Source organism: Mesorhizobium sp. WSM1293, from assembly GCF_000513875.1.
Taxonomy (GTDB): domain Bacteria; phylum Pseudomonadota; class Alphaproteobacteria; order Rhizobiales; family Rhizobiaceae; genus Mesorhizobium; species Mesorhizobium ciceri.
Map to the genome: position 1 here is coordinate 137,587 of NZ_AZUV01000010.1, position 25,652 is coordinate 163,238.

A 25,652-nucleotide genomic window follows, 5' to 3' on the forward strand; every position below is an offset into this window, starting at 1 on the left:
ATATCAGCGTGAATCTTTCCAACCGGCCTGGTCAGGCAACTTGCGACAGCTTCATTTCGTTTTCTGCTGCATCGCTTCTCTCGGCAGTCAGAATCACGAAAAGAGCTTCACCGATCCAGCGGGCGAGGAGAGGGGGCACCGCATTGCCAACCTGGGTATATTGCTGGGTACGATTGCCCTGGAAGAGATAATTGTCGGGGAAGGTCTGAAGACGCGCTGCCTCGCGTACCGAAAGGCTGCGACATTGCATTGGGTCAGGATGGATAAAGTAGTGTCCATCCTTGGAGATATGGCTCGTGACGGTCGTCGAGGGAGCCTTGGAGAGTTGCACCCTGAAGCGATCGGCAAACTTGCCCGAGTTCCAGTTCTCGTGCTCCGGTGCCAGCTCCTCCGGAAAATCCGACGCCTTGGGCGAGCGGCCGACGACTTCGGCGAAGACCGCTGCAAAGAAGTAACGGGCAAGATCGCTCGCCATATGGCTACGAGTCGCATGATTTGGCAGTGTCTCCAGCCTGGGATCGATCAGCCAGTCACGAAGGTCGGCTGGACAGGCTGGCGAGATGCCGACGCCCCGCGCCTCACGGCCAGGGACGTCGTTCAGGCTCTCGAAGGTCGCATGATACCGATGAGCCGTCTGCGCAAATGCTGCTTGCAGATCATCCGCGAGACCGGTGTCCACGTCGGCGACAAAGGCCATGGCGATGCTGACCATCTGTTTCCACTCCTCCCGGCTGTCGACGCCACGGCTGAGACCGCTGCGCAGCTTCGGCATCCCATCCAGTACATTGCCGACGGTTGCAGTCAGACTATGGCGGACCATCAGGTCGGCGAGGGCAGAATCAGGCAAGTCCGCAGCCAGGTCTGACCTTAGGCCGACGACGATCACTCGATGGCGTGCTTGAGGAATTCCGAAATCCTCGGCACGAACTATGAAATCAGTGGCGCGTGGTTCAAACCTGCCAAAGCCGAGTTGTCCTCGGCTACGCGGATCCAGTGCAATCAGCCGGTATGGCTCTCCATGCGGCCGGTCTCCACGCAGGTCACGCAGTACCTGATCGAAAATCCGATTCTCGCCATCGACCGACGAGGACAGCATGCCCTTGACGTTTTCCATGACAAAGGCCGCGGGCCGGAGTCGATCGAGGATGCGGATATATTCCCTGTACAGGAAGTGCTTTTCATCCTCGCTGGCCACATACCCTTCCTTGCCCTGGTTGCGGGCACGGCCAACGAGTGAATATGCTTGGCAGGGCGGACCGCCTATGAGGATGACATTGCCGTCACTTTCGGCCCGGATGGCGTCGAGTCGAGCGTTCAGTCGCTCCTCGGGATCCTCCTTGCCAAGCTCGAGTTGCCAGGCCTCCTCTTCCGCCGCGGCCCATTCCTTTGGGTGCCGTTTGGACCAGTCGGGTACTTCGCCCCCCGCATTGATCAGATTGTAGTAACTTTCAGGAAGGGAATTGCCAAACTGGCGCAGGAAGCTTCGCAGCTGCAGGGTCGAGTGCGCCGCCTTGTCCTTCTCGATCGACAGAGCGATCTTGAACGCGCATTTCCCATCGGCGCCGGAAACGCTCGAAAATCCCTCGGCCAGTCCTCCAGGACCTGCAAATATGTCAACAACTGCATATGTTGGCAAGAATCACGCTCTTTCGACCCCGGGAGCAAAGGTCCGATTAATATCAGCTCTGCAGAGAAATGACAGATCGATGGCAGATGTAGTTGATCAGGCGACCCGTTCTCGGATGATGTCCGGCATTCGAGGGAAGAACACCAGGCCGGAAATGGCATTGCGAAAGGCGCTGCATCGGTCTGGCCTGCGATATCGATTGCACGGGGCACATTTGCCTGGCCGACCGGATATGGTTCTGTCTTCGCGACGGGCGGTAATCCTCGTTCACGGATGCTTCTGGCATCGTCACGCGGGTTGTCACTGGTGCAGCACACCAGCGTCCAGGCCGGAATTCTGGGCTGCGAAGTTCGATCGAAACATGACCCGAGACTGCGAGGTGGTCGATGCCTTGCATGCGGAAGGCTGGCGCGTTGCTATCGTCTGGGAATGTGGGCTTCGGGCAGCGTATCTCAATGAGACGGTGGAACGGGTGCTGGCCTGGATATGGTCGGAAAGCGGCGATTTCGAAAGCGATGTTGTACGCCCACGTGTCGATTCTCCGCTGACCAGGAGAGCGTCATTGTGACCGGAGTGGCGAGTTGAGAAAGCCAAGGGCCAGACATTGGGATTGTGACAAATCCTGGGTATGATTTAAATGAGACCCAGGATTTGTCACAGAGCGACAATGTGACATATCCTGGGTATGATCGAAACGAGACCCAGGATATGTCACGTCATGGAACGGACTCAAACTACCCAACGCCAACAACTGGCTGCCCTCCTGGACACCCAGCCAATCATGCGCGCATACGAACTCCGCAAGGCCGGGATTGCGCCCGAGACGATCTCGCGCGCTGTCAACAATGGCCAACTCATCCGCATCTCCCGCGGCCTCTATCAACGCGCCGACAGTGAAGTCGAGACCGAGCAGGCGCTCGCAGAAGCTGCAAAGAGGGTCCCCAAAGGCGTCATTGCCATGGTTTCAGCGCTCGCCTTTCACGGGCTGACCGACCAGATGCCTCGCAAGATCTGGGTTGCTATCAGTGCCAAGGACTGGGGAGCGCCGGCGCCCTCATACCCGCCGATCCGCATCGTCGAACTTCGTGACAAGTACATGGACCAGGGAATCGAGCATCATCGGATATCGGGAGTCGACGTTCCGATCTTCTCGGTCCCGAAGACGCTCGCCGATATCTTCCGCAACCGCAAGCTGGTCGACCGCTCGGTTGCAGTGGAGGGGCTGCGAGCTGCCCTCGACCAGCGCAAGGCCACACCTGGTACAATCGCGGAGGCGGCAATCGCCGGCGACTCCTGGAAGATCATGCGCCCCTATCTCGAGGCTCTGACCTCGAATGGCTAAAGGCACTACAAATCAGGCTGCCTCGATCAAGCAGCGGTTGCTGAACCTCGCGCGCAAGGAAGGCCGGATCTATGAGGTCGTGCTGGTGCGCTACGCGCTGGAACGGCTGCTCTACCGCCTGTCTGTCTCGGACCAGCGCGATCGTTTCATTCTGAAGGGAGGGATGCTCGTTACCCTATGGATCGACGATGGCAATCGCGAGACGCGAGACGCTGACTTTCTTGGGCACGGTGATGCCAACCCGGAAAAGCTCAGAGCTACATTTGCCGAAATCATGGCAATCGCTACCGACGATGGGCTTGTATTCGATACCCAGGGCCTGACTGCAACTACGATCCGCGAAGAGATGGAATATGGCGGGGTGCGCCTGCGCACGACGGCCTTCTTGGAGCGGTCCAGGATCCCAGTTACGATCGACATAGGGTTTGGCGACGCTCTGGCGGCAGCGGCGCAACCGCTCGCCTATCCATCGTTGCTTGGCATGGAGACGCCGCAGATTCGGACCTATCCCCCGGCAACAGTTATCGCTGAGAAATTTCAGGCCATGGTCGCGCTGGGCATCGCCAACGGTCGCATGAAAGATTACTACGATCTGTGGGCGATCCCCAAGGCAGTCCCTCTCGCAGATACGGATCTGGATGCTGCTATCCGAGCGACCTTCGAGCGGCGACATACTGACATTCCTGACGGTAGGCCACCTGGTCTTTCAACGACACTGCTGGACGATACGACCAAGCAGCGCCAATGGCAGGCCTACGCACAGTCAATCGACCACGACGGCCTGTCACTGGTGGAGGTTGTGGATGCCATCTGGGCGCTGGTGGGACCATCCTGCGCGCGCATCAGATCGTCTGACAATTGAATTGTGGCCCGTACCCCGCATGTATCTGCTGTAAATGGCACCCTTTCGTCAGCTCGCCCCGTCCGATTGACGCTGTGTTTCGACTGACAGCCTACAATCGTCGTTGAACCGGGATGCAAGCCAGAAACGGAAGCCGGTGCGGCTGGTACCTTGGACAAGGGATGAACAAGATGGAGGACGATTCCGGGGGCAATGCGCGAACGCTCGAGATCGATCTCGGCGAAGAGTTTGAAATGGATCTGGCGACGCTTGATCCACATGCCTACGATCGGATTTTCGTTTACGTGCCGCTCCCCTCATTCGGGTCAACCCAGTCCTATCGCGACATCTGCGGAGATCTTCTTGACGCTTCGTGGGCCATCGAACGGATGGCTGCACATGCGAAGTGTGTCAGGACCGAAAACCCACCCGGAGACTACCGCTGCATCAGGGCCGTCCTCACAGGACCAAGGCCGGGAATATTCTGCGCCATCGCCGACTGTGCGCTTCTGCTCGGGGAACTCGAGGATGTCACAGACGATGCAGGACTGGAGGAACTGCAGAACCTTCGCGAACAGGTCTATGAGTATGAGGACAAGCTGGAGACTCTGGTTCCCCGAGCGCCGGAGATTATCGACTGGTATTTCGCCAACCTTCACGAAGTGAACAGCGAGTTGCGGTCCGAAGCTCCAGGGGCATGGAGCAGTCAGATGAAGCGCTTCCCAGAGCGTCGCCTCGGCTTCCATCGCAGCGGCTTCAGCGGCATACTAGGGGGGAGCTGCTATGCTTCGCGGACCGGGTGGCTTGTGCCGGTGGCGATAGGCCCCGACCGATTCTTCGTGGGAACGGATCAGAAGTACCGTCTGAATGATTTCCTGCCCGCCGACTTCGTCATCATCAACGGCGAGTCATTCGTGCATCACAAGGGTCTCCTGGTCCGCTTCCCATCAGGTCTGTATTTCGAATCCCAGGTCTGCGCGGGGCTCGTGACCCAGGACGACGAGTATGCCGAACGCTGGTCATCAGACCCTTTCAGCGCGCTCCGTTCACCGATAGCAGAACAAGCCGCTCCCGTAGGCATCTCGACTTCGGACGCGCCAGAAGGCACGTCAACGCTAAAGGAAGGCTGCTACCTCCACGAGACTGGAACGCTTGCGTTCGTCAATGATGGCTACTTCCTCCACTTCCTCCACTTCCTCTACGACATCCGGCCGGCGCAGCTGCAGACGGCCAAGGCCCTCCGCGAGGCTTCGGCCCAAATGACCGAAGAGTTGTCCACCGCGACCGGCGCCGCGCCGTTCTTTCAGTGCGACTGGACGAGCTTGGACGACGAGGCCTTCGAAGAGCTTTGCTACCAGCTGATCTTCGACAACCCGAAGTTCAATTCCGATACCATTCGGAAACTCGGCAAATCGAGGTCGAGGGATGGCGGCCGCGATATCATCATCCATGAGGCAACAATAGGCCCTTGGGTGAAACCGAAGAAATGGACCTTCCAGTGCAAGCTTGTCACCAACGGTTCGTCCCTCGGAGCCACACGCCTGACGGACGTCGGGGACATGCTCGAGCAATACGGCGCCCAAGGGTTCGGCGTGATCACCTCAGCTCAAATGGACGCCACACTCTACGACAAGCTCGACGCGATCTGCTCGAAACGCCAAGTCGACCAATACCACCTGTCGGTTCTGGAGCTCGAACGGGCGCTAGGGCGCAATCGCCGTGTCAGGCAGAAATTCTTCCCGGGATCATGATCTACCCCCTCAGCGACCAATATGGAGGCACGACCCCGGCATAGAGCCGACCAGAAAGCGGCAGCTTTTCAGCGTGGCCCTGATGATCACGCATCTCACATGCGGAATAGTCTCCTTTAATCCGCCGGATTTTTCTCGACCATCGACCCTACAGCGCTCGCCCATTCCAGCGGTGAGCACGCGGTGGCCAGCTTCTTTTCGTTGTCAATCGACCAAAGTTGAAGGCTGACGGAAGGCGAATAACCAAGGTAGCGATTGCCGCTGTCTGCCTCTTTTTCAGGGTCTGGCTCATCGAAATCGACTTTCGACGATCTTGCCGAAATATCGAGGAAATGGGGACTGATCAGAGCATCGATCTGCTTCAGGCGCTGCCGGATCCAAGTCGCCATCGCGCTCATTCTGCCGACATCCTCAGGCGTCGCATTCTCGAGATGGGTCAGCACCGCGTTCAACTTGTCCCGATGGGTCAGTTGTTCATGGATCGCATCCACAAATTCCATACGGCGCTTCTCGCGGCTATTGAACGCTTCCTCGCGTTGCCGCTGGGCTTCGGCGTCTCGTTGACGACGCTCTCGTTCCTCGCCTTGTCTCCTGCGTTCGCTGATGAACGCCGCGTGTCCAGCGAAGCCTGCCAATATGTCCGGCAGCATGCTTTCCAAAGTTTGCGTCTTTCCGTCGGAATATTTGCGGCGAAGGCCTGAATACGGGTTGGCGTGAATGACGATAGCGAGCCGCCCGGATGGAGACTCGTCGTACTTGGGCCAAGCATCGTTGGTGTTGCCCCAACGCGTTCTTTCATCCCGCCGTTTCAATTCTGCCGGCGTCGGTTGATGCAGGGTCTTTTCGGGCTGCTCCTCCAGGCCGAACGCAACTGATTCATTCTCGACAACGAGCACCAACCCGGTCTCGGTTGCCTTGGGCAAATGGCCTTGCGTTTCTGCAAGAGCGAACAACTGACTTAGGATGCGAATTCCCCTTTCAATGGAGGCCACTGCAATTTTGAGAGGGACAACGCCCCTGGACCGAACGATCGCGAAGCCCTGATCGTCCGGACGCGCCTTTGAAATCGCGCGCCTTGTGACAGCGAGAGACGGGAGCTCAACGAAGCTGGGCGTAGACTCCGGCGTAGGGGCCACCATCGGATCAGTCGCAGCGTGCTTGTTGAGCCTATCTCGGGCTTTTTCTGTGGCTTCGCGGACCGACGGCGACAGGTGCTGCTCGGAACTTCCTGCGATCCTCACCAACGCCAAGTTTGGTTTGGCCGATGGGGGCAGCGCTTGCTTGTTGACGCGCTTGCCGTATTTCAGTTTTGCCCAGTATCCGCGTTCTGGTGTTGGAATGTGGTGGCGATCGCAGGTCTTCTTCAATGCCGTACCCGTAACGCCGTAATCCGCAGCAACCTTGGTCATCGGCTTGGACCAGACCTGCTCGTAAAGCTTCTCGCGAGAAACCGTCCTCACCCTCTCGACCTCTTCTTCCGCCCACGCGTCCACGGCCCGACTCCAGTGATCAATCGATCCAAATATGGAGGTAGGCGTATTGATCCTGTCAGTTTTGACGGTACTTCATCAAATTCTCGCTGGATCATCAACGATCGACTGTGGGAAAAAGCGTCGGCATGGGCAAAGCTCAACGGCGCCTTAAAAAACGGATCGGCTGAAGCAGGCGGCGAAACGCGCGCCTAAATCGCTACAACCAGTGAAGGTCGCTATCGGTGGTTGCGTGACCGTGATTTGGACTTGCGGTTTTTGCCGACAGCCGATCCGGCTCACGGCTCTCCGACTAGCACGCCTTGCTATTCCTTTCTGCGACCGACTGATTTGACGACTTCTCTCGTCCTCCGCATGAGAACATCTTGCGAGACATGGACCAAGATCGTGATCTCGGCAGGCCCTGAAGAGGCCCACGTATGCCGCGGACTGCTGATCTCCGCGGCAGCATGGCTGCGACCGTTCTCGACTCGCAGCGAGCGTCACCCGCAATGGCAGTGAGATCGCACAAAGGCTCTTGCGCCAAGTGGCTGACAGAGCGATTCTGCGCCTGACGATAGTAGAGCGCTTTGCAAGGCCCTGCGCAGAAACAGATCAAGTGAGGATTTAGATACCAGGGGATGACCAAGGCGCATCTTACGCAATTGTGGCAATGGCTGTCTGTTGTCTGCGTCCTCTTTTTGGTGGCGAGCGTGGTTTCCCTACAGGGAGGTTCAGAGTTTTTGGGAAGCCTCTTTGGCGACAAAGTTGGCGTAGACGACAACATGCCGGCCACCGGTTATTTTGGGGCAATTGTTGGCGGAGGCCTGTTTGTGCTGTCATCAAGCGTCTTCCTCTTGCACGCACGGCGCCATGGCGACCACTGGCACGCTCGCATACCAGTGGTTTGGCTTGACGGACTTGATACGGCCACACGGGAAGGAAAGATCTTTCAGATTTGCGTTCTCGTGATTTTCGTTCTTGTTCCGGTCGCTGGAGTTATGTGCTGCATGGCCGAGGCTGAATCGGGCGACATCTGTGAACAGGACACCCGGTACTTTTACGAGGGCTCCGAGACCATGCTGCTGTGGGCTCCGGTGGCCAAGGAAGGAAATCAGATGAGGCTTCGCCAAGCTGGAACTGGTGCAGAGCCTTGTTTGTCCGGCGTCGAGCTGTTTCCCCGTTCTCTAACTCCGCTAACTTTCTACGGCTTGCCGCTCGCGGCTGGCGTCATTACAACGATGGCCCTCATCTCTTTGTTCTCCCGTCGAAAAACTGGCCAGTCAGACGGTTTTCCGGAGGTAACGTAGCGTCGGTCCTTGTCGAAGTTCACTTAAGAAGAGCAGACGTGATCTCGGTGTCGAAGGTCAAGGCGAGCTTCGCCGTGACGACGAGATTGTCGGGAGCAATATGGACACCTGTCAGCTGGATCGTGGGAGTTCCAGCGGTGATTTTCAGGCCGGGCACATTGGCCTTCGCGATGCCGGTTGTGATTTGCGATGCAGCCTCGTCGATCGGCTTGGTGAGATCGAATTTAGAGCCTTCTTTGAGCGCCGAAAGAATCTCCGTTTCGAAAAGACTTTGGACGATCATCCAGAACTTGTTGTCGATGACAGTCGCAAAGTGAATGCCTTCCACTGTGATGGCTTTGCCGCCCTGAACCAGCGTCGGCTTACCAGACAGATAGACCCAGCCAGTTGTGTCGAACCACTGGCCTGGCAACTTGGCATCGATCTTCAGCCCAACAGCGAGTGATCCATTGCTGGGATAGAGGTCCACGTCGTCAATCCGGATCTCGATCGTGTTGGACGCGATGTTCTGCTTGAAGGTTTTCCCTTTCAGGGCAGCCGCCAATTCGGCTTTGAGAAAGTCGTATGGAGCGATTGCCTGAAGGTTCACATCGAGCCCGCCATGATCGGCAGACGCGGAATTCAAAGGAGGAATGGCTGTGCCGGTCGTCGCGATCTCAGATGGCGAAAGGACTGTCGTCGCGCCGACGCGAACGACCATTCTTATCGCGTCGTCCTCTGCTATGAGCCCAGAAAAGCCCGCTGTCTTGGGCTCGATATTTAGAAAGAGGGGAGTCTGCTTGAGTCGGTCGATCTTGATCGAGAACGGGTGCCACTGCTTCGAAACGCCTGACCGGACAGCGTCACAGGGAAGAAGGCTCTGAGCCGCGTTCTGTATGTCGTCGCGGTGCTTGTCGAACTCGCCGTTCAGAACATCCGCAAGCCCAAGATTTACCGGACCGGCGCACACTTCAGGGTGACCGAGAGCACCGAGATCAATCCCAACGCAATTCCTCCCGACGAGTTCGACGGATGCACTATCTACCCATTTTCCGACGGGGGCAGCCTTGACGATCGGACACCATCCACTGTCTAGACCGACATTCATATTGATCTGCGGCGAAACCCGAGCGTCGAAGCTCTTCCCAGATAGAGAGAGCACTCTTGCGAGGTCGCCGCCAAGACCGGCCTTGCCCGTTATGTGGACACTCTGGCCTACTTGGATATCGGCGCCGGATTTTGCGATCCGAAGAGACCCATCCTTGTTCACGCTTGCGTCCCAGTGATAATCGGCACATTGATTCCTTGTGCCGATACTAGGACCAACGATGTCTGGCACGTTTATGCACACCCTCTCAATTCCAGCGCCTCGAAAGTCCAGGTATGGCTTGTCAAAACACTCCTGGTGCGATCCCACGCGGCCTGGATTAACGAACGGTATGTTCATGCACGCAACGTGGCCATCCCCGTTCAGCGGGACCGAGTTTGGGACTTTCGCTTCCCCGGCCTGAACGAGTGCACTGTAAGGAATCGACGCCACCAGCGTGATGACGCTATCTGAGATAGTGGGAGGAGGAACGGCCTCGCCACCATGAGGCGGCGCTTGGAAGAGTTGATCGCCGTTACAGGCTGCCAGCGAGATACAAACCGATGGCGCCAGCAATAGGAGACGAGTTTTCGCGATCGTCATAATATTTCCCCATGTCTTAATTCTATTCACGAATTACTGTGAGAAGAGGGTGCAGCGCGTTCCGCATAAGTCACTGATCGCGCTGGTATCGTTACTCGTAACAATACTATTCATTGCCCCGGCAACCTTTGGGAAGTTTTCGTGGAGGAATTGCCCCGCGCGAGACCACGAGCCTCCGGCTCGCGTGCCAAAGGCACGGCATCATCCGTTGCCGTCAATTCTTGCCGAAGGTTCCTGATGCCTTTTCCCACATCTCCCATGAGGGCGGAGATTCGCCCGCGCCCGAAGAAAATCATCACGACGACGATGACGAGCAACCAGTGCCATATGCTTAGCGCACCCATTTTCTTATCCTTCCTTTGTCCGATCGAGACAGGATCGGTCGAATGGTTAGGTTGACGATGTACCGCCGACCGGATCGACCGCCCGGCGGCTATGGGATGCCGGCAACGATGTCCTCGGCGAAATATTCGAGGTTGTTGGCTGTGCGCCTTGCTTTTTGGGGCTCCGTTCTTGCCAATTGCTCGGCGTCGGCGATGGTATAGTCAGGCTTGCCGTCGCCCGTGACGTCGGTATCGACGATTGTGGCGCTGGTGGCTTGATGAGACGCCTCGTGGACGATGGTCCCGCCTCGGGAATCGGCGCCCTTGTCCGATAGGTCGAAGAAACCTGACTCCAGGAAAATCTCGGAGAAGCCCCCCTTGGGAACAAAGGCCAAGGTACCCGGGTCGTCGTCTGGCATTGTCTTGTTCGGACACCAATAGCTCTGGAACACCATAAAGCCGAGGACCTCTTCGTAGACTTGCTTGAGTACGGGATCGTCGTCGCCTTCATTCCCCCCGAACCAGCGCTTGAACTTCGCGCCACTAGCGGAATTGGTGGTCGGCAGACTGTTGATGGTGTCCGACAGCATCGAGCGCGCTTCCACTACCGCGGCCGATGCAATGGCATTTTGTCCCGCATCACATGCAACGCGGTACGCGTCAAATGCGTCGGAGCGGGCGGTTGTTGCCGCCATGCACAGCAATCCTGCGACGCCGGCCAGTCTCAGTGAATTCCTCATGTGATTTCCTCCGCTGTCGTGCGCGTTTCGCTTCGGGCAATTTCGATACTTGCTACTTTGAGGTCGCATCTTCGGGCTGCATTTTTGGCGGCGCGCTCGCGCTTTCCATCGGGAGGTCGAAAGCTATGCGTGCCGAGAAGCGTGGACCGGAATCGACCAGGGTATTTGGCTCGAACATCGTTTCGGGAGATATCGGCTCGGCCGGGTAAGTCGCCGGCATCCGCTGCTCGATTTCCTCAAGGTAGGCATAGAACCGGCCTGGGCCTAATTGCGCCAGCCGCTCGGCGTCGATCGAACACTGCAAATTCCAGCGGCCTACGCCGTCTGCGATGTGCGGGTTGTTGTCGAACGCATGGAACTCCGCTGCGTTGACCGGCGTGCGCCTCCACCGATTTCCGTTGTCCTTACCTTCATGGACCACGCTCATTCGCATCTGAGGCTTGTCGAGTGCGTCGTAGATCGGGTGCCCTGCTTTCTCGTAGCGCTTGTGGTGCTTGACCCTTTCGGACGCCTGACCGAAAACGCTGGCGAACACCATGAGACCGCCCTTCTCTCCGCGGATCGGCGTAACCTCGGCGGTGCGACCGGGCAGGATCTGGCTCCATGCGACCACCGGCTCCGAGACCTGGAGATCCGGTTCGGTATGCTCCTGGTAGCGAACCAGGCCGAACCGAACGAACGGGTCGGTCGATCTCGAGGGCGTGATCTCGATGTCGACGAACCATTCCTCCCGGTCTGCGTCGAAGCACGGCTCGTAGGTGATGAGACTGACGTCCATCATGTCGAGCTTGAGCTTGGTGCTGTCCTGGTCGGCGGCCGTCGCGCTGTCTTCGCCGTCCGCCCTGGCGATTGGCATCTTCACGTTACGGACAATGCGCGGGTCGTGCGGAGAGTTGTTCAGACGCTGCAGTATATCCGGGGGAATAGGGGGATCCTGCGGCCTGTGAATGAGATGGGCGACATCGGCGAAATTGTACGGGCCGATCAGCGGCTCGGTGCTGGGAGCGCTGTCCCAGCGGATCGGATCGCCGCCCCAGCGCGTGATGAAGGCGCCGCCGGGTCCGACAAATTCGTCGGACAGCTCATCCAGCGCAACGCTGCGCTTGTAGTAATCGCCGAGTTTGCGCGACAGCGATGCCTCCAGCTCGTCGAAATGGTTTGGTGGCCAAGCCACGACGCCCAGCCGTTCGCCTTCGCCAGATGAAAACCAGCCGCGCGACAGATAGATGCGGGTCACCGCACTGCGCTTGAGCGTGTGGACGACCAGCCCCTGTTTGTCGACCGTCAACCGCTCGGTCCGGAACACCGGCATGGGCGAACGGACGACACACTTCGCAGGGCGCTCGCTGGCAGGAAGCCAGATTTCGTGCGGCAAACTTTCCCTGATCTGCTGCTTGCGGTTGAGCGGCTGCCTCCGCCCCAGTTCCTGCTGTGTAGGTTCCTTCGGGCCGCGCCAGCGGTCGACGGTTTCCCAATCGGCCGCGAAACGCGAGAACGCCACCGCCTTGACGACGAGGCGACGTGCCTTCGCGTCCGGGAAGGTGTGCACCTGGTCGGACTTGAACATTAGACGCCGCACCTGTCCGCTGCCCGCTGGCTTGCGGGGTGTTGCCTCTTCCTTGTTCAGGACGACCAGGCCGCGCCGCGCGGCTTCGTGCACCATGGCCAGGCTGATGGTCGAGTTCCCCTCCCATTGCGGCCACAATGGCGTCGCCCCCTCAGCCGGCAATGCTTCACAACGCAGCAGGGTGACCTCAGACCTCTGCAGGGAGACACGGTTTCGGTCGTCGATATCCGCGAAGCCGTAGACGTCGAGCACCGAAGAAAAGCGGCGTTTGCCCGCCTCGTCGAGCAGGCTCGGCCAACGGCCCGCGCGGCGTGCCTTGAGGCTGCGCCGCCGGCTGATGTCATCCATGACAGAGCTGCGCGGCGCCACCGTTTCCGCGACGATTTCGAACCCGTCGGCGTCCGTAAGGTCGATGGAGATCGCGCCCGTCAGCAGGTAGTCCTTTGAACCGACTGCTGTTGCCGGCCGGAACACATCTCGCGCCAGCGCCAGCGCCTCGATATGCCGCTTGGCCCCTTCAGTCGTCTGCGCGGCAATGGCCGCCGGCCGAACGGCGTCGGCTGCACCGAACAGGTTCCTCGCCAGATACTTGTCCGAAGCACCTTCGCCAATCCACTGCACCGCGGCGATTGCCTGGTCGAACCCGCCGGGCAGTGGCGATACGGCCCATCGCGGCGCCGATGCCGGGCGGCTCGCCGCACAGGCGACACGCACCGGCGCCACGGCCGAGAGCTCGTCGATCGGCCGCACGCACGTCGCGTGTTGCAACAGAAGCTTCGCGATATCCAGCAGCAGGTCGTCGCTGGCGCCGCTGTGGCCGCCGATCGAGCAGTGACAATCGGCTGCGTCTCCAACCTGTGCGGCGAGGCATTTTTGCAGCGTTTCGGCAGCCTGATCGCCGAACATCGCGGCGAGCTTTGCCGGCGCTGCCGGAGACCCCATCGGATTGACAAGCGCTCCGAGCACCTCTGTCAGCGAAAACCATTTCGCCAGGTGCTCCGGGCTCGGCAGACAGAAGGCCACCAGGTCATAGTCTTCCGAAGGGGCGAGTTTCATCTCGACCACCTTCACACGAGCGCCGGTCTTGCCGAACTCGCCCGATGGCGACAACTGCTGATCGGGAGATTTGGCGAATGCCAGCACCTCGCTCGCTGCCTTGGGCCTTGGCCGGCGGTTCACCGACGACATCACGATGGCCAGCGGCCGGGCATTCGGCCACTTGCTGAGCCCGCCATCGTAGACGGGGATTGTCAGAGAGCCATCGAGATACGCCCCGGTGGTGCGGTGTTTGAGACGCAGCACATAATACTCGGCGGCGGGGTCCGGCAGAAACGCTTGCCGCTCGCCGACATCATGGCCCGCGATGAACACGGTCTCGCCCTGTTCGTCGGGCGCGTCGTAGACGATTTCGCGGAACTGTTCAGCCGGAATCATGCCGAAGCCATATGGCTTGCGGGTGACGGCGATCGGAAAGCCGGCCGGCCGGCGGGCGCGGGAAGCATTCTTGTCGTTCATGTTCGGCGCCTGGCGATCGCGACGTACGTCGCGCAGTCCGCCCTTGAGGCGCTCGCGAAAGTCGCTCGTATCGAACACGCCGTGACGCGTCGCCTCGTCCTGCGAGATGGTCGGCGGCACGATGATGCGCATGGTGGACGATGGGTTAGCCCGCCTGCTCGCCGGCACGTAGGGCGCCCCAGCCATGAACTCGCCGCCATCTGCCGGCTCGGAATTGTTGAGGCGAAGCGCCGCACGATCGGCCTGCTCGAAGCCCATCGGCGCGTTGCTGCGCAGTGCAATGTGGTTCGGCAGCAGCACGTCCGGGCGGCCGATCGCTTCCTGGCGCAGGAAACGCCGCAGTGATGCCGGCGTCGGCTCTTCAGTCAGTTTTGCGGGAAAGGCGAGCAGGCTCTCCAGGTCTTGCGGGGTGTTCGCCACGTATTGCCGCTTCAAATGCGCGCCATCCTCACGCAACGGGATGGCGCGGCCGCCGAGGAAGGTCGAGCGCATGGCGAAACGGTAGCCAACGCCATAGCGAAGCGGCGGTGGCCGCGATGCCGGCTCGTTCTTGGCATCGGGAAGACCGAGCGTTCGGCGGAAGGGAAGCGCGGCTTTCCCGGCAGCATCGTCGGGCACCGGACGCTCGGGCGCGCAAAGTACTGCCATCGGCGTGCCGTCCCATTGCGCAACAGCCTCCTCGACAACCGCGTCGGTGTCCGCGCCGCCGCTGCCGCGCGGAACCAGCCGCGAGGCGAAGACCATGCTGGCGGCGTCGATCTCGCGGCGCTCAGCGGAGCCGGGTGCTCCGATCAATGTGTCGAGCGCGGCCTTGACAGCCGGCTTGGGCTCACGCTTCACGCGGAAGTCATAACTTACTGTACGGCTCATCAGGCTGCGCCAGCGATCCACCTTGTTCTTTCGGACCGCGACGTCGAGCCGGCGGCCGATGGTCAGATCTTCGGCAAAGAGCAGGGCCCGCGCACGCTGCTCGCCTTCTTCCGGTTTTGTGCTCTTCTGCGCAGCCGTGCGGGCAGCGGTGCGGATTGCTTCGTCGGCGCGCAACCGATCCATGACGACGAAACCCGCTGTCTGGAAGGCGTTGGCAATCGCCTCCGCCTTGTTGATGACGTCGTCCTTGCCGGTCGGTTCGACGGCTCGGCGCATGTCGAGCGACACGAGGCCGTAGCGGGGGTTACCTTTGGCGGCGCCGGAGCCGGTCAACGATACGCCGTCGAACTGGTCGAGGTTGGTTATCAGATCCATGATCCGGGCCTCCCAGCCCTTTTCGCCCTGGATCATCCCCGGAACATCGATCTCGTCCTTCGGCGCAGGCCAGAAATGATCGTCGGCCACCTTTGCGGTGGTCCAGACGCGCGGCGTCGAGCGGCCTGCCTCGTCCGCTTCGGCGGCGAGGAACATATACGGGTCCATCTCCATCGGCTCGAGTTCCAAGTCGATCGCCAGACAGAACAGGCGCGCGAAACCGGCGTCGCTCTGCAGGGCATAGAAGGTTTGCGCAATGCGCTCGAGGCGCTTCTGCTCTTCCAGCGGCGTCTGGGGGGCCTGAGCCCAGCTTCCGTAGAGCTGCGTCTTCGCGGCCGTCCCAGGGCTGTCAGATTCCGGCTGGCCGGGATTCTGAACAGGAAGCTCCGCCGGAGAAACAGGTTTGCAAAGCCGGCTCAAAAGCTTGTGGGTCGTCTTGTCGAAGGTCTGCTTTGCTTGCTTGCGGTCGTCGTTGGTTGCTTTGACGACGCTGTCCAATTCCAGCTTCTTTTTTTCACGCAGCTCGGCCAGGGCTTGCTCCTTGCTCAGTTCCTTGAGGTCGGTTGCCGGAGCCGCCGCTATGCCTTCAATCGGCAGGTCGTCCAGATCCGGCAGCGGCTCGCGGATGCGGTCCGCGACGCGCTTGGCCCGGTCAATCTCGAGTTGAAATGCCAGGTCGCTCTGGCGTGCCGGAATGATGGTCTTGATCGTTACTGTTTCGCCAGGCTTGACGGCGGAAGCGCGCATCTGACCGCGCCCGCCCGGCTGCAACTCGGCGGGGTCGGCCTCGTCCGTCAGGGCGGCGTTGAAGCTTGCGCCCTCAAGCGAATGGCTGATGAGTTTCCTCAGATCCGTCCATGGGTCGGCGCCTCCGGCCGTTTCGAAGGCCTCCCTCCAAACCGCGTTGATCTCGTCCCACGCCTTGGAGGTTTTGGGATCGCCGAGCTTCTTGATCGCCGCGATTGCCATCAACGTCGAAGGCTGTGCAATGTCGGGTTCGGCCGCCGTCCAACATTCGCCGTCGAAGCTTTGTGCGGCCCTCGGAGCGACCGCGATCTCGACCGCGAACTTTGCCGCAGTCTTGGAGCTGCCGGGCAAGCCGATCCCGCCGGCGATCAGCATGGCCATTTTCTTCGGCCATTCCGACAACTCAAAACTGCCTGGCGCGCCGGCAGTTGCTGGTTCCGGCGTGACGATCAAGGTCAGCTGTCGGGCTCCGCTCTTGGTATATCCGTTGGCGACAACCCGCATGAAAGGGCGAACTGGTTCGCTCATGATGCTTGCTCCAGAAGTGCGATGTCGAAGTAGTCCAAGTATTTCGACGTGTCTTTGCCCTGGCACACCGTGGTGACCTTGACGCCCGTGACGAAGCCGTATTCGTCCGGCGTGATGGTCGCGCCGGTGGCGCCGGTGATGATCGAGCGGTCGATGCCATCGGCCGAGATGCCGGCAAATCGCGTCGGGCTTTCCAGCGCGCCGGACTGGCTTGAACCACCGCCGCCGCCACTGCCCATCGCAGGTTGGCTGCTGGCAGCGCGCACGCTGTAGTCGTAGTCGACGATGCCCATTGAGAAGGCGAAGCTGAAGATCGCTTCACCTTCCATGGCGCCGCCCTCGGCCATGCCAAGCTTGACATAGAGGGACGCGTAGAAATTGAAGATCCAGATGCTGGCGGCGCCACCGGCAAAGAACGTGCCCGAGAGTTCGGTGACGCGATGGCCGCTGGCGAGCTCCTGCGTGCGGATATAGAAGCCGCTCATGATGCGCCCGTAGGCAACCAACGGGCCGAACGAGAAGTCGGCGCTGCCGCCGAATTCGAACGACGCCTCGAAGCCCACGATCTTCTTGGCACTGGCGGTAATGGCGAAATAACCGGCGCCGCCAAACGGCGGTACGCTGATGGTGAAGGGCGCAAGCCGGCGCGCCAGCGAAGCGCGGAACAGGGCTTCGCTGTCGGTAAACGGCAGCAGCGCCGCGACATTCAGCGAGACGTTGGAGAACGAGATGCCGCCAAGCTGGATGGTCCCCAGGTTGATGCCGTAGCCTGCTTCGATGCCCGGTAGGCCGTCCAGTGGCTGCAGATAGAAGCCGCTGCCGCTTGGGCTGAGAAATGACTGCAACTGCTGGGCGAATTCGAGTTCCTTGCCGATCTCGAACGTATTGTAGTTGACGTCGAAGGATGGCTTGCCGCCGTCTTCGATGAGGAACGACGCGCCGTGGAATTTCAGCGCGACGGCTTCGAAGATGCCCCCGAGCAGGTTGACCTCGAACGCACCAAGCTTGCCATCGGCACGGAACTTGACCGGGTCCTTGCCAAGCAGATCGATATTGACCCTGACGGCGACATCGAAGCGGCTGCCATTCATAAGGCTGAAGATCTTGCCTTGGCTCTGGCCGGCGCCGTAGCTGCCGGTCGCCAGGTTGAGATCGTAGGCGAGCGTTGTGCGCAGCGGCACGAGATTGGCGAGCGTGTCTTCGATCTCGTCACGCAGCGCCGCGACATCGATCATGCTCAATATGTCGCCACTGGTCGCCTTGACGACGAGATCCTTCAGATTCCTGATGATTAGAAGTGGCGCAGCCTGGCCGCCCAGCCAACCGTCGAGAAAGGCGCCGAGCTGCTTGCGAACCTCCGTCTGCCCGAAATCGGTGGCGTTGGCCGCATCGCTGATCCAGTCCGCTTCCTGCTGAAGCCGGTCGCAGCCTTCTCCATCGCAGGCGAAACCCTCGAGCTTGGGCACAGTCAGGGCCTGGACGACAAGCCCGGTTGCCAAACCTTCCGCCAGCGACGGGTCTTTCAGCACCTTGTTGCGGGCCTCGAGAATGGCGGCGTAACCCGTGGCGAGAGGCTCGAGAGCGGGCTTGATGAGGTTGAACGCTTTGTCGCGAAGCGCCGCCGGTAGCGCCGACGCGCGGTCGAGCAAGCTGCGGTATGCGTTCACAGCAGTGATTTCGGCATTTCGCAGACCGTCGCGGATGGTGTCGAATTCGGTGCTGGCGCCTCCACCCATGAAGAACTGTTGGACACTGGTTCCCTCACCGGTCTTCACCGGCAAAACGAGAAGCTTTTCAATGGTTTCTGGACTTCCGCCAGCGTCGAAGTCCTCGCGAAGGTTCACTGGTAGAGTGCTCGTCAGCTTGGTGAGGGCTGCCACGACGCTATTGCGCTCGGGATTGAGAATCTCGGGCAATGCGGCCACAATCTTGCTCACCTCCGAAATCCCGGCGGTGGCAAGGAGACTGCCCTTGGACAGAAGCTTGAGGGAGAGGCTGACCACAACCGTTAGGCAATCGGCGACTTTTGATTGGGCGGACTGAAGAGCTGCCTCCAGTTTCTTCACCGCGTCGGCGATGTCGGTCGAAGCAATCAACGTTGCCGCGAACCCGCCAGCCAGCGCAGCTTGGTTGTTGGGTTTACTGAGATAGTTGGAGAATGCCGCGGCGATCTCCTTGAGCGCCGCCTCGAGGCCGTCCAGCGCAACCTCGACAACTGCGCGAGCTGCCTCAAGCCGCTGCAGCAGTTTTGCCGGATTGAGAGTGTCGCCTGTGCCGTCGCCGATGGATTGAGCTTTGATGTCGTCCAATGACCGCTGAACCGCCTGAAGTCCGCGGCCGAGGTGAACGGTATGCCGATAGATCGAACCGATCTGGGTCTTGATGATGCTGTCGAGGGTTGTGGTATCCTTCAAGACACCTTGAGCGGCCTCTTGCAGGTTCAGCGGTAAATCGCTCTTGTGGTCGTCAAATTCGCTCTGCGCCTTGGCGAGCTGCGTGTCGATCTCGCCGACAGACGTCCATGCGTCGGCAATTCTTTTCAGGATTGTGCCCTCCGCGGGCAGCACATCCGGAAGGTCAGGCATATCTGCGGTGTCGGCTTCATCGTCCGTCGGCCACTGGGGCGTGCCGACCACTGCGAAGCCCAGGAGTTTGGCGAGCCCGTCGAGCGCGCCCGCTGCCTCGGTGGCTGGCGTTTGGAGTACAGCGGTCAGATCGAGTTCGGCGCCAAACAGCTGACGAGAGACCGTTGCCGAGGCAGCCAGCGCCGCGTCCATGTTCTTTGCATGGACAGCGTTCACGAGACTCTCGACCGCTAGAGCGCCGGTCTGCAGGCGGCGCAGCTCGGCAAGGAGTTGCGAAACGGCAGGAGGCAACTGTGACGGCGTGGCGTCTATCCGCTTTTCGACCTCCTCCAGGCGCGTCCGATAGGCCTGGACCGCGCCAAGCAGCCTCGACTTGTAAGGCGCGTCTGTGTTCTGCTCGATGTAGTCGAGCGCGTCCTCGATGGCGCCCTTGGCCGCACCGATCAACGTCTTGGCGAGCTTCGCCACCGCCATTTCGAGCGTGATGACGCCGGTGCAGAGTTCGATGGTTGTCTGCTTCACCGCATCGTTAAGTTCCTGCTTGGCAGTCGCGACGGCCGCGCGAAGCAGTTTGGCGGCCTCGCGCGCCTGGCCTTCGGCCGCCGCCACCTCGGAGGCCGTGCCGCCGGCCACGCGGACAGCGGCGACGAGATCGGGCACGGGCACGGGCAGCGGAATGAAGTCGTCGAGGTACTCGATAGTGCCGATCATCTGTGCGACGACGTCGGCAATGGCTGCCTTGGCGTCGCCTTTTCCAATCGCTTCAAGCTTGTCAAGCGTTGTCTCGAGCGCCGCCTTGGCGCCGAGAATGTTCGAAATACCGTTGAGCAGTTGGTCGCGGACCGCCTCCTGCAGGCGTTCTGGAGCATTGGCGGCGAGCGTCGCCAGCAGGCGCGCGAACCTTTTGCCTGCTTCGTAGATCGCCGACAGCTTCTTCGGCAGCTTGAGGAGATCATTCTCGGCGAGCGCCGCATCGAGCATCTGTGAGAGGCCGGTCAGCCCTTCATCGATCTCCGGGAAATACCTCTTGATCGAGATCTTCTCTTGCTTTTCGGCGCCCTCAGCAACCTTCGCTTGCTCCTTGGCCAGACGTTCGTCGAGAGCATTCCACTGCTCTGCGATCGTCTTGACGACGGCCTTCAGCGGCAACAGCACATTGATGCGCACCAGCGAGAGTGCATCAGCCGCGGCGTCCTGCAGCGCCGAGCCGAACTCCATCGTCTCCTTGAGCAGCGGCAGGTTCGCGCCTGAAAGGTTGAACCATTTCATCAAATCTCTGAGCTTGATGATGCCAAGCAGCTTGGCGTCCGACGAGAAGAAGCTCTCGAAGACCTTGAGCTGCTCGGCGTCGTTGGCTTCGTTGTCGCTGTTCGCAACCGCCATTGCGCCGGTAGGCGGGGCAGCGGTGGGCGGCTTGGCCTTGCGGAAATACTCCGCCAGCGAGACGATTTCGGTCTCGATGGTTTTCAAAGGGTCTGGCTTGGCTGCATACGCGGGCTTATCAGCGCCGAGCGGACCCTTGCTTCGCGACAGTGCGTAGATCATCGAATTCGGTCGTGCGATGCCGCCCGAGCGGTCGCCACTGCCGCCCATGTTCAGCGGTACCGGCGTGACGAGATCCAGAAACACTTCAAGCGGATTGCCGTTGTCTGCTACTTGGCCGGCACCGTCCGAGGCCTTCTTCTCCCCCTGGAAGCCCTCCTCAAGGAAATGTCCGTCATAGCGGACTACGGTTGGGTTGGCGCCGGAACCGGTGAATCGCTCCACCTGCTCGATATGAATGAAGGCCTTTTCGACCATCGGATAGAACGGAGGCTGCTCGGCTCCTTCGAGGACGCCAGTCGTCGCATACAACGAATTGTCGCCGCCCCATTGCGCACCGCCAGGGCTGCGCCGTCCCTGCGCCTGAACCAGCACGCTATCGGTTGCGAAGGTCGTGTCGCCGCTTTCCATCTCTTCGGCAAAACGCAGCTTTTGCCCCCGGAGCGGCATGGAGCGGAGGTCCGACGTCAAGGTATTGTAGTAGTCGGCGACCTTCTTGACGCTCGCCGGTGTGGTCGCGGCAACATTGTCCAGGAAGAGCAGCGGCATCGAGGTCGGCTTGCCGTCGAGCGCAAACTGGAACGCGATCCTGCCTTGATCCGTGAGGTCGATTTTCGGCCAGAAAGCGAGCCCAGGGGCGTCACCCAGGTTCAGCTTGCCATTCGGCTCTTCTGCCAATTGACCGGTGGCGCTCACCGGCGTCGTCGGGTCGACGATGTCCGGCGTGCGCCGGGTAAGCATCAGCACGTCACTGGCGCACCACTGGCGCCCGGCATTCGGCTGCCCGACCGCGGGATATTTCTTGTCGGGCTTGCCGATCCTCAAGAACATATGCTGGCGCAGCAACGCCTTGTAGCCCTGCTTCTCCGTCAGCAGGAAGATACGTTCGGTGAGCTTCACCAGTGAAGCGCGATGACCGAGCGGGAACAGATAGCCCTTGTAGACGACCTCGGCGCGGATATCGCGGCCAAGCACGATCTGATGCTGCCAGCGTTCGATCGACATGCCGGTGAAGAACGGGCGGCCATTGGTGTCGAGCGCTGTCGCCGGCGGATTGAAGTGCGTGTCGTGCGTAAAGGACCCGCCGAGCGTCGACAGCGTCAGTTCGGTTGCATTCAGCGGTACCGGCCGATAGATCGCCTCGTCGTTGCGGCCGTCGAGCAGCGCGAATTCTTTCCCCGGCTCGAATTGCCCGGAGCCGTCGATCAGGGCGCCGCCTTCCTCGACATTCTCGCCGATCGCTTTGCGTTTGCCGGTGACAGGCAGCCCGTAGGCCGAGCCAAGCAGCAGCAATTCGTGGCGGTCGTAGGCGTCGAGCGAGGTGCGGAAGAATTTGATGTCGGCTTCCGTCTCGCTGCGGATGCCCAATCGGCGGCATAGCCAGTCGACCAGCCGCAACTTCCTCGGTGCGGGAAAACTCTTCTCCTCCTTGCAGAACGCCTGGTCATCGTGATCGCCCCACTTGCCCTGGTCCTCGGGAAATGCAGCAACATGCGTGGCGAGCGGCGAGTTCACGCCGGAGTTCGACTGCTCCGCGCCGAGGAACCACGGTGCGTAGGCGCCGCGCGGCGGAGCGAAATGACCCGGCAGCGGCGACTTGCCGTCGCCAGGCGAGGGCTGCAGGGCCATTGGCCGGAAGTCCGGCGTGCCGACCACACGCAGACTGGGCAATATGTCGTCGACCAGCAGGCGGGCGGTCCAAAGATCGCTGCTGTGCGATAAGGCCCTTGCCTTGAGTTGCGTCGGCGTCCCGCCATACTCCAGCACCGCCGGCGGACTGGCGAATTCAGGGTTGCCGTGCGGAATGGGAAAGCGCCTGGTGGCCTGCCAGACCGCGTCCTGTGCCGTCGACAGCACGAGCCGCGACGGGATCTCGATCGCGGTCTCGAGCGTGGTCGGATTCTGCGCCAGCGAGGCCCGGATCTCGCTCATGCGCTGGGCACCGGTTACGTCCTCGCCGGCGCTCAAGCCCTGATGGCCGAGCATGCGGTGATCATCCAGGTCGGCCGCCTGTTCGCCGAGCGGCGGCATCATGCCCGAAGGCGCTTCGCGAAACAGTTTTTCAGCGCGCCGCGTGACCGCCGGCTCGTGATGTGACCAGTCGGTGAGCGAGGCGAAGGTGAAAGGGATTGCGCCGAACGCGATGCCTGCGGCGCCTGGCTTGGTCGCCGACGCGGGCGGGAATGCGGGCATCCCGTTGGCGTCATGGCCATCGCCGAGTCCCGGTCGGCAATTGACCCTGAAGGCCAGCCGTGTCGGTCCAGAAAGCCGCGCCTCGACGATGTCTGGAATGCCGTCGCGGCCCGACGCGAACGTTGTGAATTTCGATCGCGCGTCCTTGTCGCGCCTGCCCGCCATCGTCAGCTGTTCGGTCGAAAGCCCGGCCAGATTGATCGGGTGGAAATATTCTGCTTCCATGGCGCTATCGGTCGCTGGATCAGCCGGCTTCATCTTGGAATTGCCGGTGAAGAGATCGCGATAGAAGCCGCGGAACAGCGAGTAGAGCGGCAGGCTCGATTCCAGCTTGCGCTCGAGTTCGAGCCGCAGGTCGTAGTCGGTCGGAAGCGGTTTGGGTTGATTGTCGGGGCCGGATTCTGCCGCCTGAATGGCGGTGATCTGCGCCGCTGCCTGGACGTCTATCAGCTGGTCGATCGCCGCTCTGATTGTGCCGTCGATCGACTGCATCTGCAGTTTCCGAGCGGCTTCGAATGCATCCGGCTGCAGGCCGTCGGGGCCGATATAGACACGCTGCTCTTCGGAGAGTTCTGCGGTCTCGGTGGCGGTCGCGAACTTGCCGCAGAAGTTTGCGAAAGGATTGCCGAGATCCGAGCCAGCCGCTTGTTCGTTCTTCTTCTTTTCGTCCTGGATGAATTTCCTTTGCACCAGCTCAGGTTTCAGTTGAGCTGCGGCAGCCTGCTGGTCCTTGTCGAGACCGAAATCCGGCAGGGGCGGGAGTTCGGGCCGGAAGATCGCTTCCTCCATGACGTGCTGGGGGTCGAACTCGACAACCAGGACCGGGCGCGTGTCGACGCGCACCGGTCCTGGAAGCGCCCCCGGCTCCTCTTCGGACATGTCGGCACGCTCTTGGCGCGGCGCGACAACCACCCCGCAGTCCTCACGCGCCGGGAGGATGATCGGCTGCGGCGTGAAGGCCAGGATCATGTCCGAGAAGCGGAACCGGAGCCGCATCTGGTCGTAATCGCGCGCCGCCATCAGCGATGCGCGCGACAGGTCGAGCGTTGCCTGGCGCGCGCCGGCCGTCGGCGTTCCAAGCCAGATGAAACTTGATGAGTCGGCGGTGGGCGATTCAGCGATCGGCCCGGCGAGCGGCAGTCCGTCTGCAAACGACAGGCGCAATTCGGCCCGCTCGAAGCGCAGCCTGCTGTGGCTGACATCCGGCAAAGCCGTGTCGGCCTCGAGCAAATGAAGGTCGACGGCAGCCCGGCGCAGACGCTGCTGATCGCCAGCTTTGGCGCCGCGATCCGCGACGATCCATACCGTCTGGCCCGGTGCGCCGGCGCGGTCGCCGCTGGCGGCGAGTATCACCTTGCCGAAATCGTCCCCGGTCGTCGTAACCGCATCTGAGGCCGAGGGTGAGCCGCCGGCCGGGACATCATCGGCCTTGGCCACCCCCTCTTCATGATCCTTGTATGCGCCGGTTGCTCGAATTCGGCCGATTGCCGTGGTGATCTCCGTCTTCCTCGGAACGGCAACCGACTCCCCGTCGGCATCGCCTTTCTCCATATCGACCGCGCCGGCGGCAGAGATAACGGTGCGGACAATCTCATCCTTGCCGGGGAAGACGATGCTGGTTTCTGTCGCGACCAGTTGCTGGAGTTCAAGCGGGCCGGCGACCTGCGCGCCCTTTTCGACGAATTCTGCCGTCGTGGTGCCGACGACGATCCGGGATACAGTCTGGAAGGCGCCTGGCAGCAAGGCCGAGGGGCCGCGGCGGATTTCGAATTGCCATTTCCCGCCAGCAGGCGGATCGGGACGGATGAGACGGAAATTGAGTCCGGCGCTGTTGCCCGCACGCAGGTTCGCGACCGACACAATGGCACCGATCCCGCCAAAATGAGGCCCGGCCGTTGTGCCGTCTGCGGCCTTCGCGGCCTTCTCATGCCAGCCCAGCGAGAAGTCGGTAACGGCGATCTGGCCCGCAAAGGCACCAAGCGGCTTGCCTATCGTACTCACGTGCCACTGGAACTTGCCGGTCAGTCCGATCGCGACGTCGTCCTTGCCGTTGCCTGCATCGATCCGGCCAGCGAACATGCGCAGGAATGTCTTGTTGACGCGCGACGCCCATAGGGTTTCGGTGGCCTCGGCCTTTTCCATGATGAAATCGTCGAGAAATACGGGATGTTCCGTCTCGTATTCGAGCGACTTGCCGTCGCTGTCCAGCCAGACGTCGGTGAGGATTCTAAGCTTCCAGCCGGCAACATTCTCGAAGAACAGTTCGATCTTTCTGTCAACGAGACCGCCATAGCTGATGTTCCTGATGTAGAGTGTGCGTTTCTTCGCGTCCGACCCGGGTCGCGCAATGTCGAACCAGCTTTTTTGACCGAACATGTCGATTGACATGTCGAGCGTTTTCAGCCCGGGCGCGGGTTCCCGAGTTTCGTGATCGACGCGAAGCACGCGCAGGTTGCTCCCGTCGGCCGAGAGATCAAATGCGAGATCGAGGTTCGAATCGTCGGCTCGATCTGCGGCAAAGGCGGCTGACAGACTCGGAATAGCCGGTGCCGTGGCAAGAAGGCCAAGAAAATGGCGTCTGCTCAGAGGTAGCGGCCTCTGGAGCCCACCAACTGGAACAGCAGACGACGGCAGATAGAGATGTTTCCACATCTTTTC

The 25,652-nt window shown here is 60.7% G+C and carries 12 protein-coding genes; 5 read left to right on the forward strand and 7 right to left on the reverse strand.

The features are described 5' to 3' along the window. Nucleotides 1–31 precede the first annotated feature (31 nt). Complete coding sequence (locus M729_RS01000000135070) at nt 32–1,636, reverse strand: DNA cytosine methyltransferase (RefSeq protein ID WP_050596236.1); 1,605 nt, start codon at nt 1,634–1,636, stop codon at nt 32–34. A gap of 70 nt (nt 1,637–1,706) precedes the next feature. Between M729_RS01000000135070 and vsr the strand changes: the two genes are divergently transcribed. From vsr to M729_RS0114160, 4 genes are all read left to right on the forward strand, one after another. Beyond that, nucleotides 1,707–2,195 carry a DNA mismatch endonuclease Vsr gene (gene vsr, locus M729_RS1000000137205; RefSeq protein WP_084652627.1) on the forward strand — a complete coding sequence of 163 codons (489 nt, stop codon included), beginning with the start codon at nt 1,707–1,709 and terminating at the stop codon, nt 2,193–2,195. 150 nt (nt 2,196–2,345) lie between these two features. Continuing rightward, nucleotides 2,346–2,969 carry an AbiEi antitoxin N-terminal domain-containing protein gene (locus M729_RS0114150; RefSeq protein WP_027161929.1) on the forward strand — a complete coding sequence of 208 codons (624 nt, stop codon included), beginning with the start codon at nt 2,346–2,348 and terminating at the stop codon, nt 2,967–2,969. Then, entirely contained in the window at nt 2,962–3,831 is an 870-nt protein-coding gene (locus M729_RS0114155; protein WP_027161930.1) for a nucleotidyl transferase AbiEii/AbiGii toxin family protein, read from the forward strand. The genes M729_RS0114150 and M729_RS0114155 overlap by 8 nt, the downstream gene beginning before the upstream one ends. Before the next feature lie 161 nt (nt 3,832–3,992). Beyond that, a complete protein-coding gene (locus M729_RS0114160) occupies nt 3,993–5,561 on the forward strand; it encodes a restriction endonuclease (RefSeq protein WP_027161931.1) in 1,569 nt (522 codons plus the stop codon). Nucleotides 5,562–5,677: 116 nt separating this feature from the next. Here the strand turns inward: M729_RS0114160 and M729_RS0114165 are convergent, their stop codons facing one another. Further along, entirely contained in the window at nt 5,678–7,054 is a 1,377-nt protein-coding gene (locus M729_RS0114165; protein WP_027161932.1) for a hypothetical protein, read from the reverse strand. Between the two features lie 617 nt (nt 7,055–7,671). Between M729_RS0114165 and M729_RS0114170 the strand changes: the two genes are divergently transcribed. After that, a complete protein-coding gene (locus M729_RS0114170) occupies nt 7,672–8,340 on the forward strand; it encodes a hypothetical protein (protein WP_027161933.1) in 669 nt (222 codons plus the stop codon). Between the two features lie 19 nt (nt 8,341–8,359). Here the strand turns inward: M729_RS0114170 and M729_RS0114175 are convergent, their stop codons facing one another. The 5 genes from M729_RS0114175 to M729_RS0114195 form a co-directional block, all read right to left on the reverse strand. Then, the gene (locus tag M729_RS0114175; protein ID WP_027161934.1) at nt 8,360–10,009 is read right to left on the reverse strand and encodes a DUF4403 family protein; all 1,650 of its coding nucleotides are present in this window, start codon (nt 10,007–10,009) and stop codon (nt 8,360–8,362) included. 110 nt (nt 10,010–10,119) lie between these two features. Then, nucleotides 10,120–10,353, reverse strand: coding sequence for a twin-arginine translocase TatA/TatE family subunit (locus M729_RS0114180; protein WP_027161935.1), 234 nt, complete (start codon nt 10,351–10,353; stop codon nt 10,120–10,122). A gap of 89 nt (nt 10,354–10,442) precedes the next feature. Next, nucleotides 10,443–11,072, reverse strand: a complete 630-nt coding sequence (locus tag M729_RS0114185) for a M35 family metallo-endopeptidase (protein ID WP_027161936.1) — start codon at nt 11,070–11,072, stop codon at nt 10,443–10,445. A 52-nt stretch (nt 11,073–11,124) separates the two neighbouring features. Beyond that, a complete protein-coding gene (locus M729_RS0114190; RefSeq protein ID WP_027161937.1) occupies nt 11,125–16,674 on the reverse strand; it encodes a hypothetical protein in 5,550 nt (1,849 codons plus the stop codon). Further along, nucleotides 16,671–25,382 (reverse strand): hypothetical protein, encoded by an 8,712-nt coding sequence (locus M729_RS0114195; protein WP_027161938.1) that lies wholly within the window; start codon nt 25,380–25,382, stop codon nt 16,671–16,673. The genes M729_RS0114190 and M729_RS0114195 overlap by 4 nt, the downstream gene beginning before the upstream one ends. Between the last annotated feature and the right edge of the window lie 270 nt (nt 25,383–25,652).

Bases quoted from the DNA above. Each gene is read 5' to 3' on its own strand.
- M729_RS0114185 (WP_027161936.1), bottom strand. From the start codon at position 11,072: ATGAGGAATTCACTGAGACTGGCCGGCGTCGCAGGATTGCTGTGCATG.
- M729_RS0114180 (WP_027161935.1), bottom strand. From the start codon at position 10,353: ATGGGTGCGCTAAGCATATGGCACTGGTTGCTCGTCATCGTCGTCGTG.
- M729_RS0114150 (WP_027161929.1), top strand. From the start codon at position 2,346: ATGGAACGGACTCAAACTACCCAACGCCAACAACTGGCTGCCCTCCTG.
- M729_RS0114160 (WP_027161931.1), top strand. From the start codon at position 3,993: ATGAACAAGATGGAGGACGATTCCGGGGGCAATGCGCGAACGCTCGAG.
- M729_RS0114195 (WP_027161938.1), bottom strand. From the start codon at position 25,382: ATGTCAATCGACATGTTCGGTCAAAAAAGCTGGTTCGACATTGCGCGA.
- M729_RS0114175 (WP_027161934.1), bottom strand. From the start codon at position 10,009: ATGACGATCGCGAAAACTCGTCTCCTATTGCTGGCGCCATCGGTTTGT.
- M729_RS0114170 (WP_027161933.1), top strand. From the start codon at position 7,672: ATGACCAAGGCGCATCTTACGCAATTGTGGCAATGGCTGTCTGTTGTC.
- vsr (WP_084652627.1), top strand. From the start codon at position 1,707: ATGGCAGATGTAGTTGATCAGGCGACCCGTTCTCGGATGATGTCCGGC.
- M729_RS0114190 (WP_027161937.1), bottom strand. From the start codon at position 16,674: ATGAGCGAACCAGTTCGCCCTTTCATGCGGGTTGTCGCCAACGGATAT.
- M729_RS0114155 (WP_027161930.1), top strand. From the start codon at position 2,962: ATGGCTAAAGGCACTACAAATCAGGCTGCCTCGATCAAGCAGCGGTTG.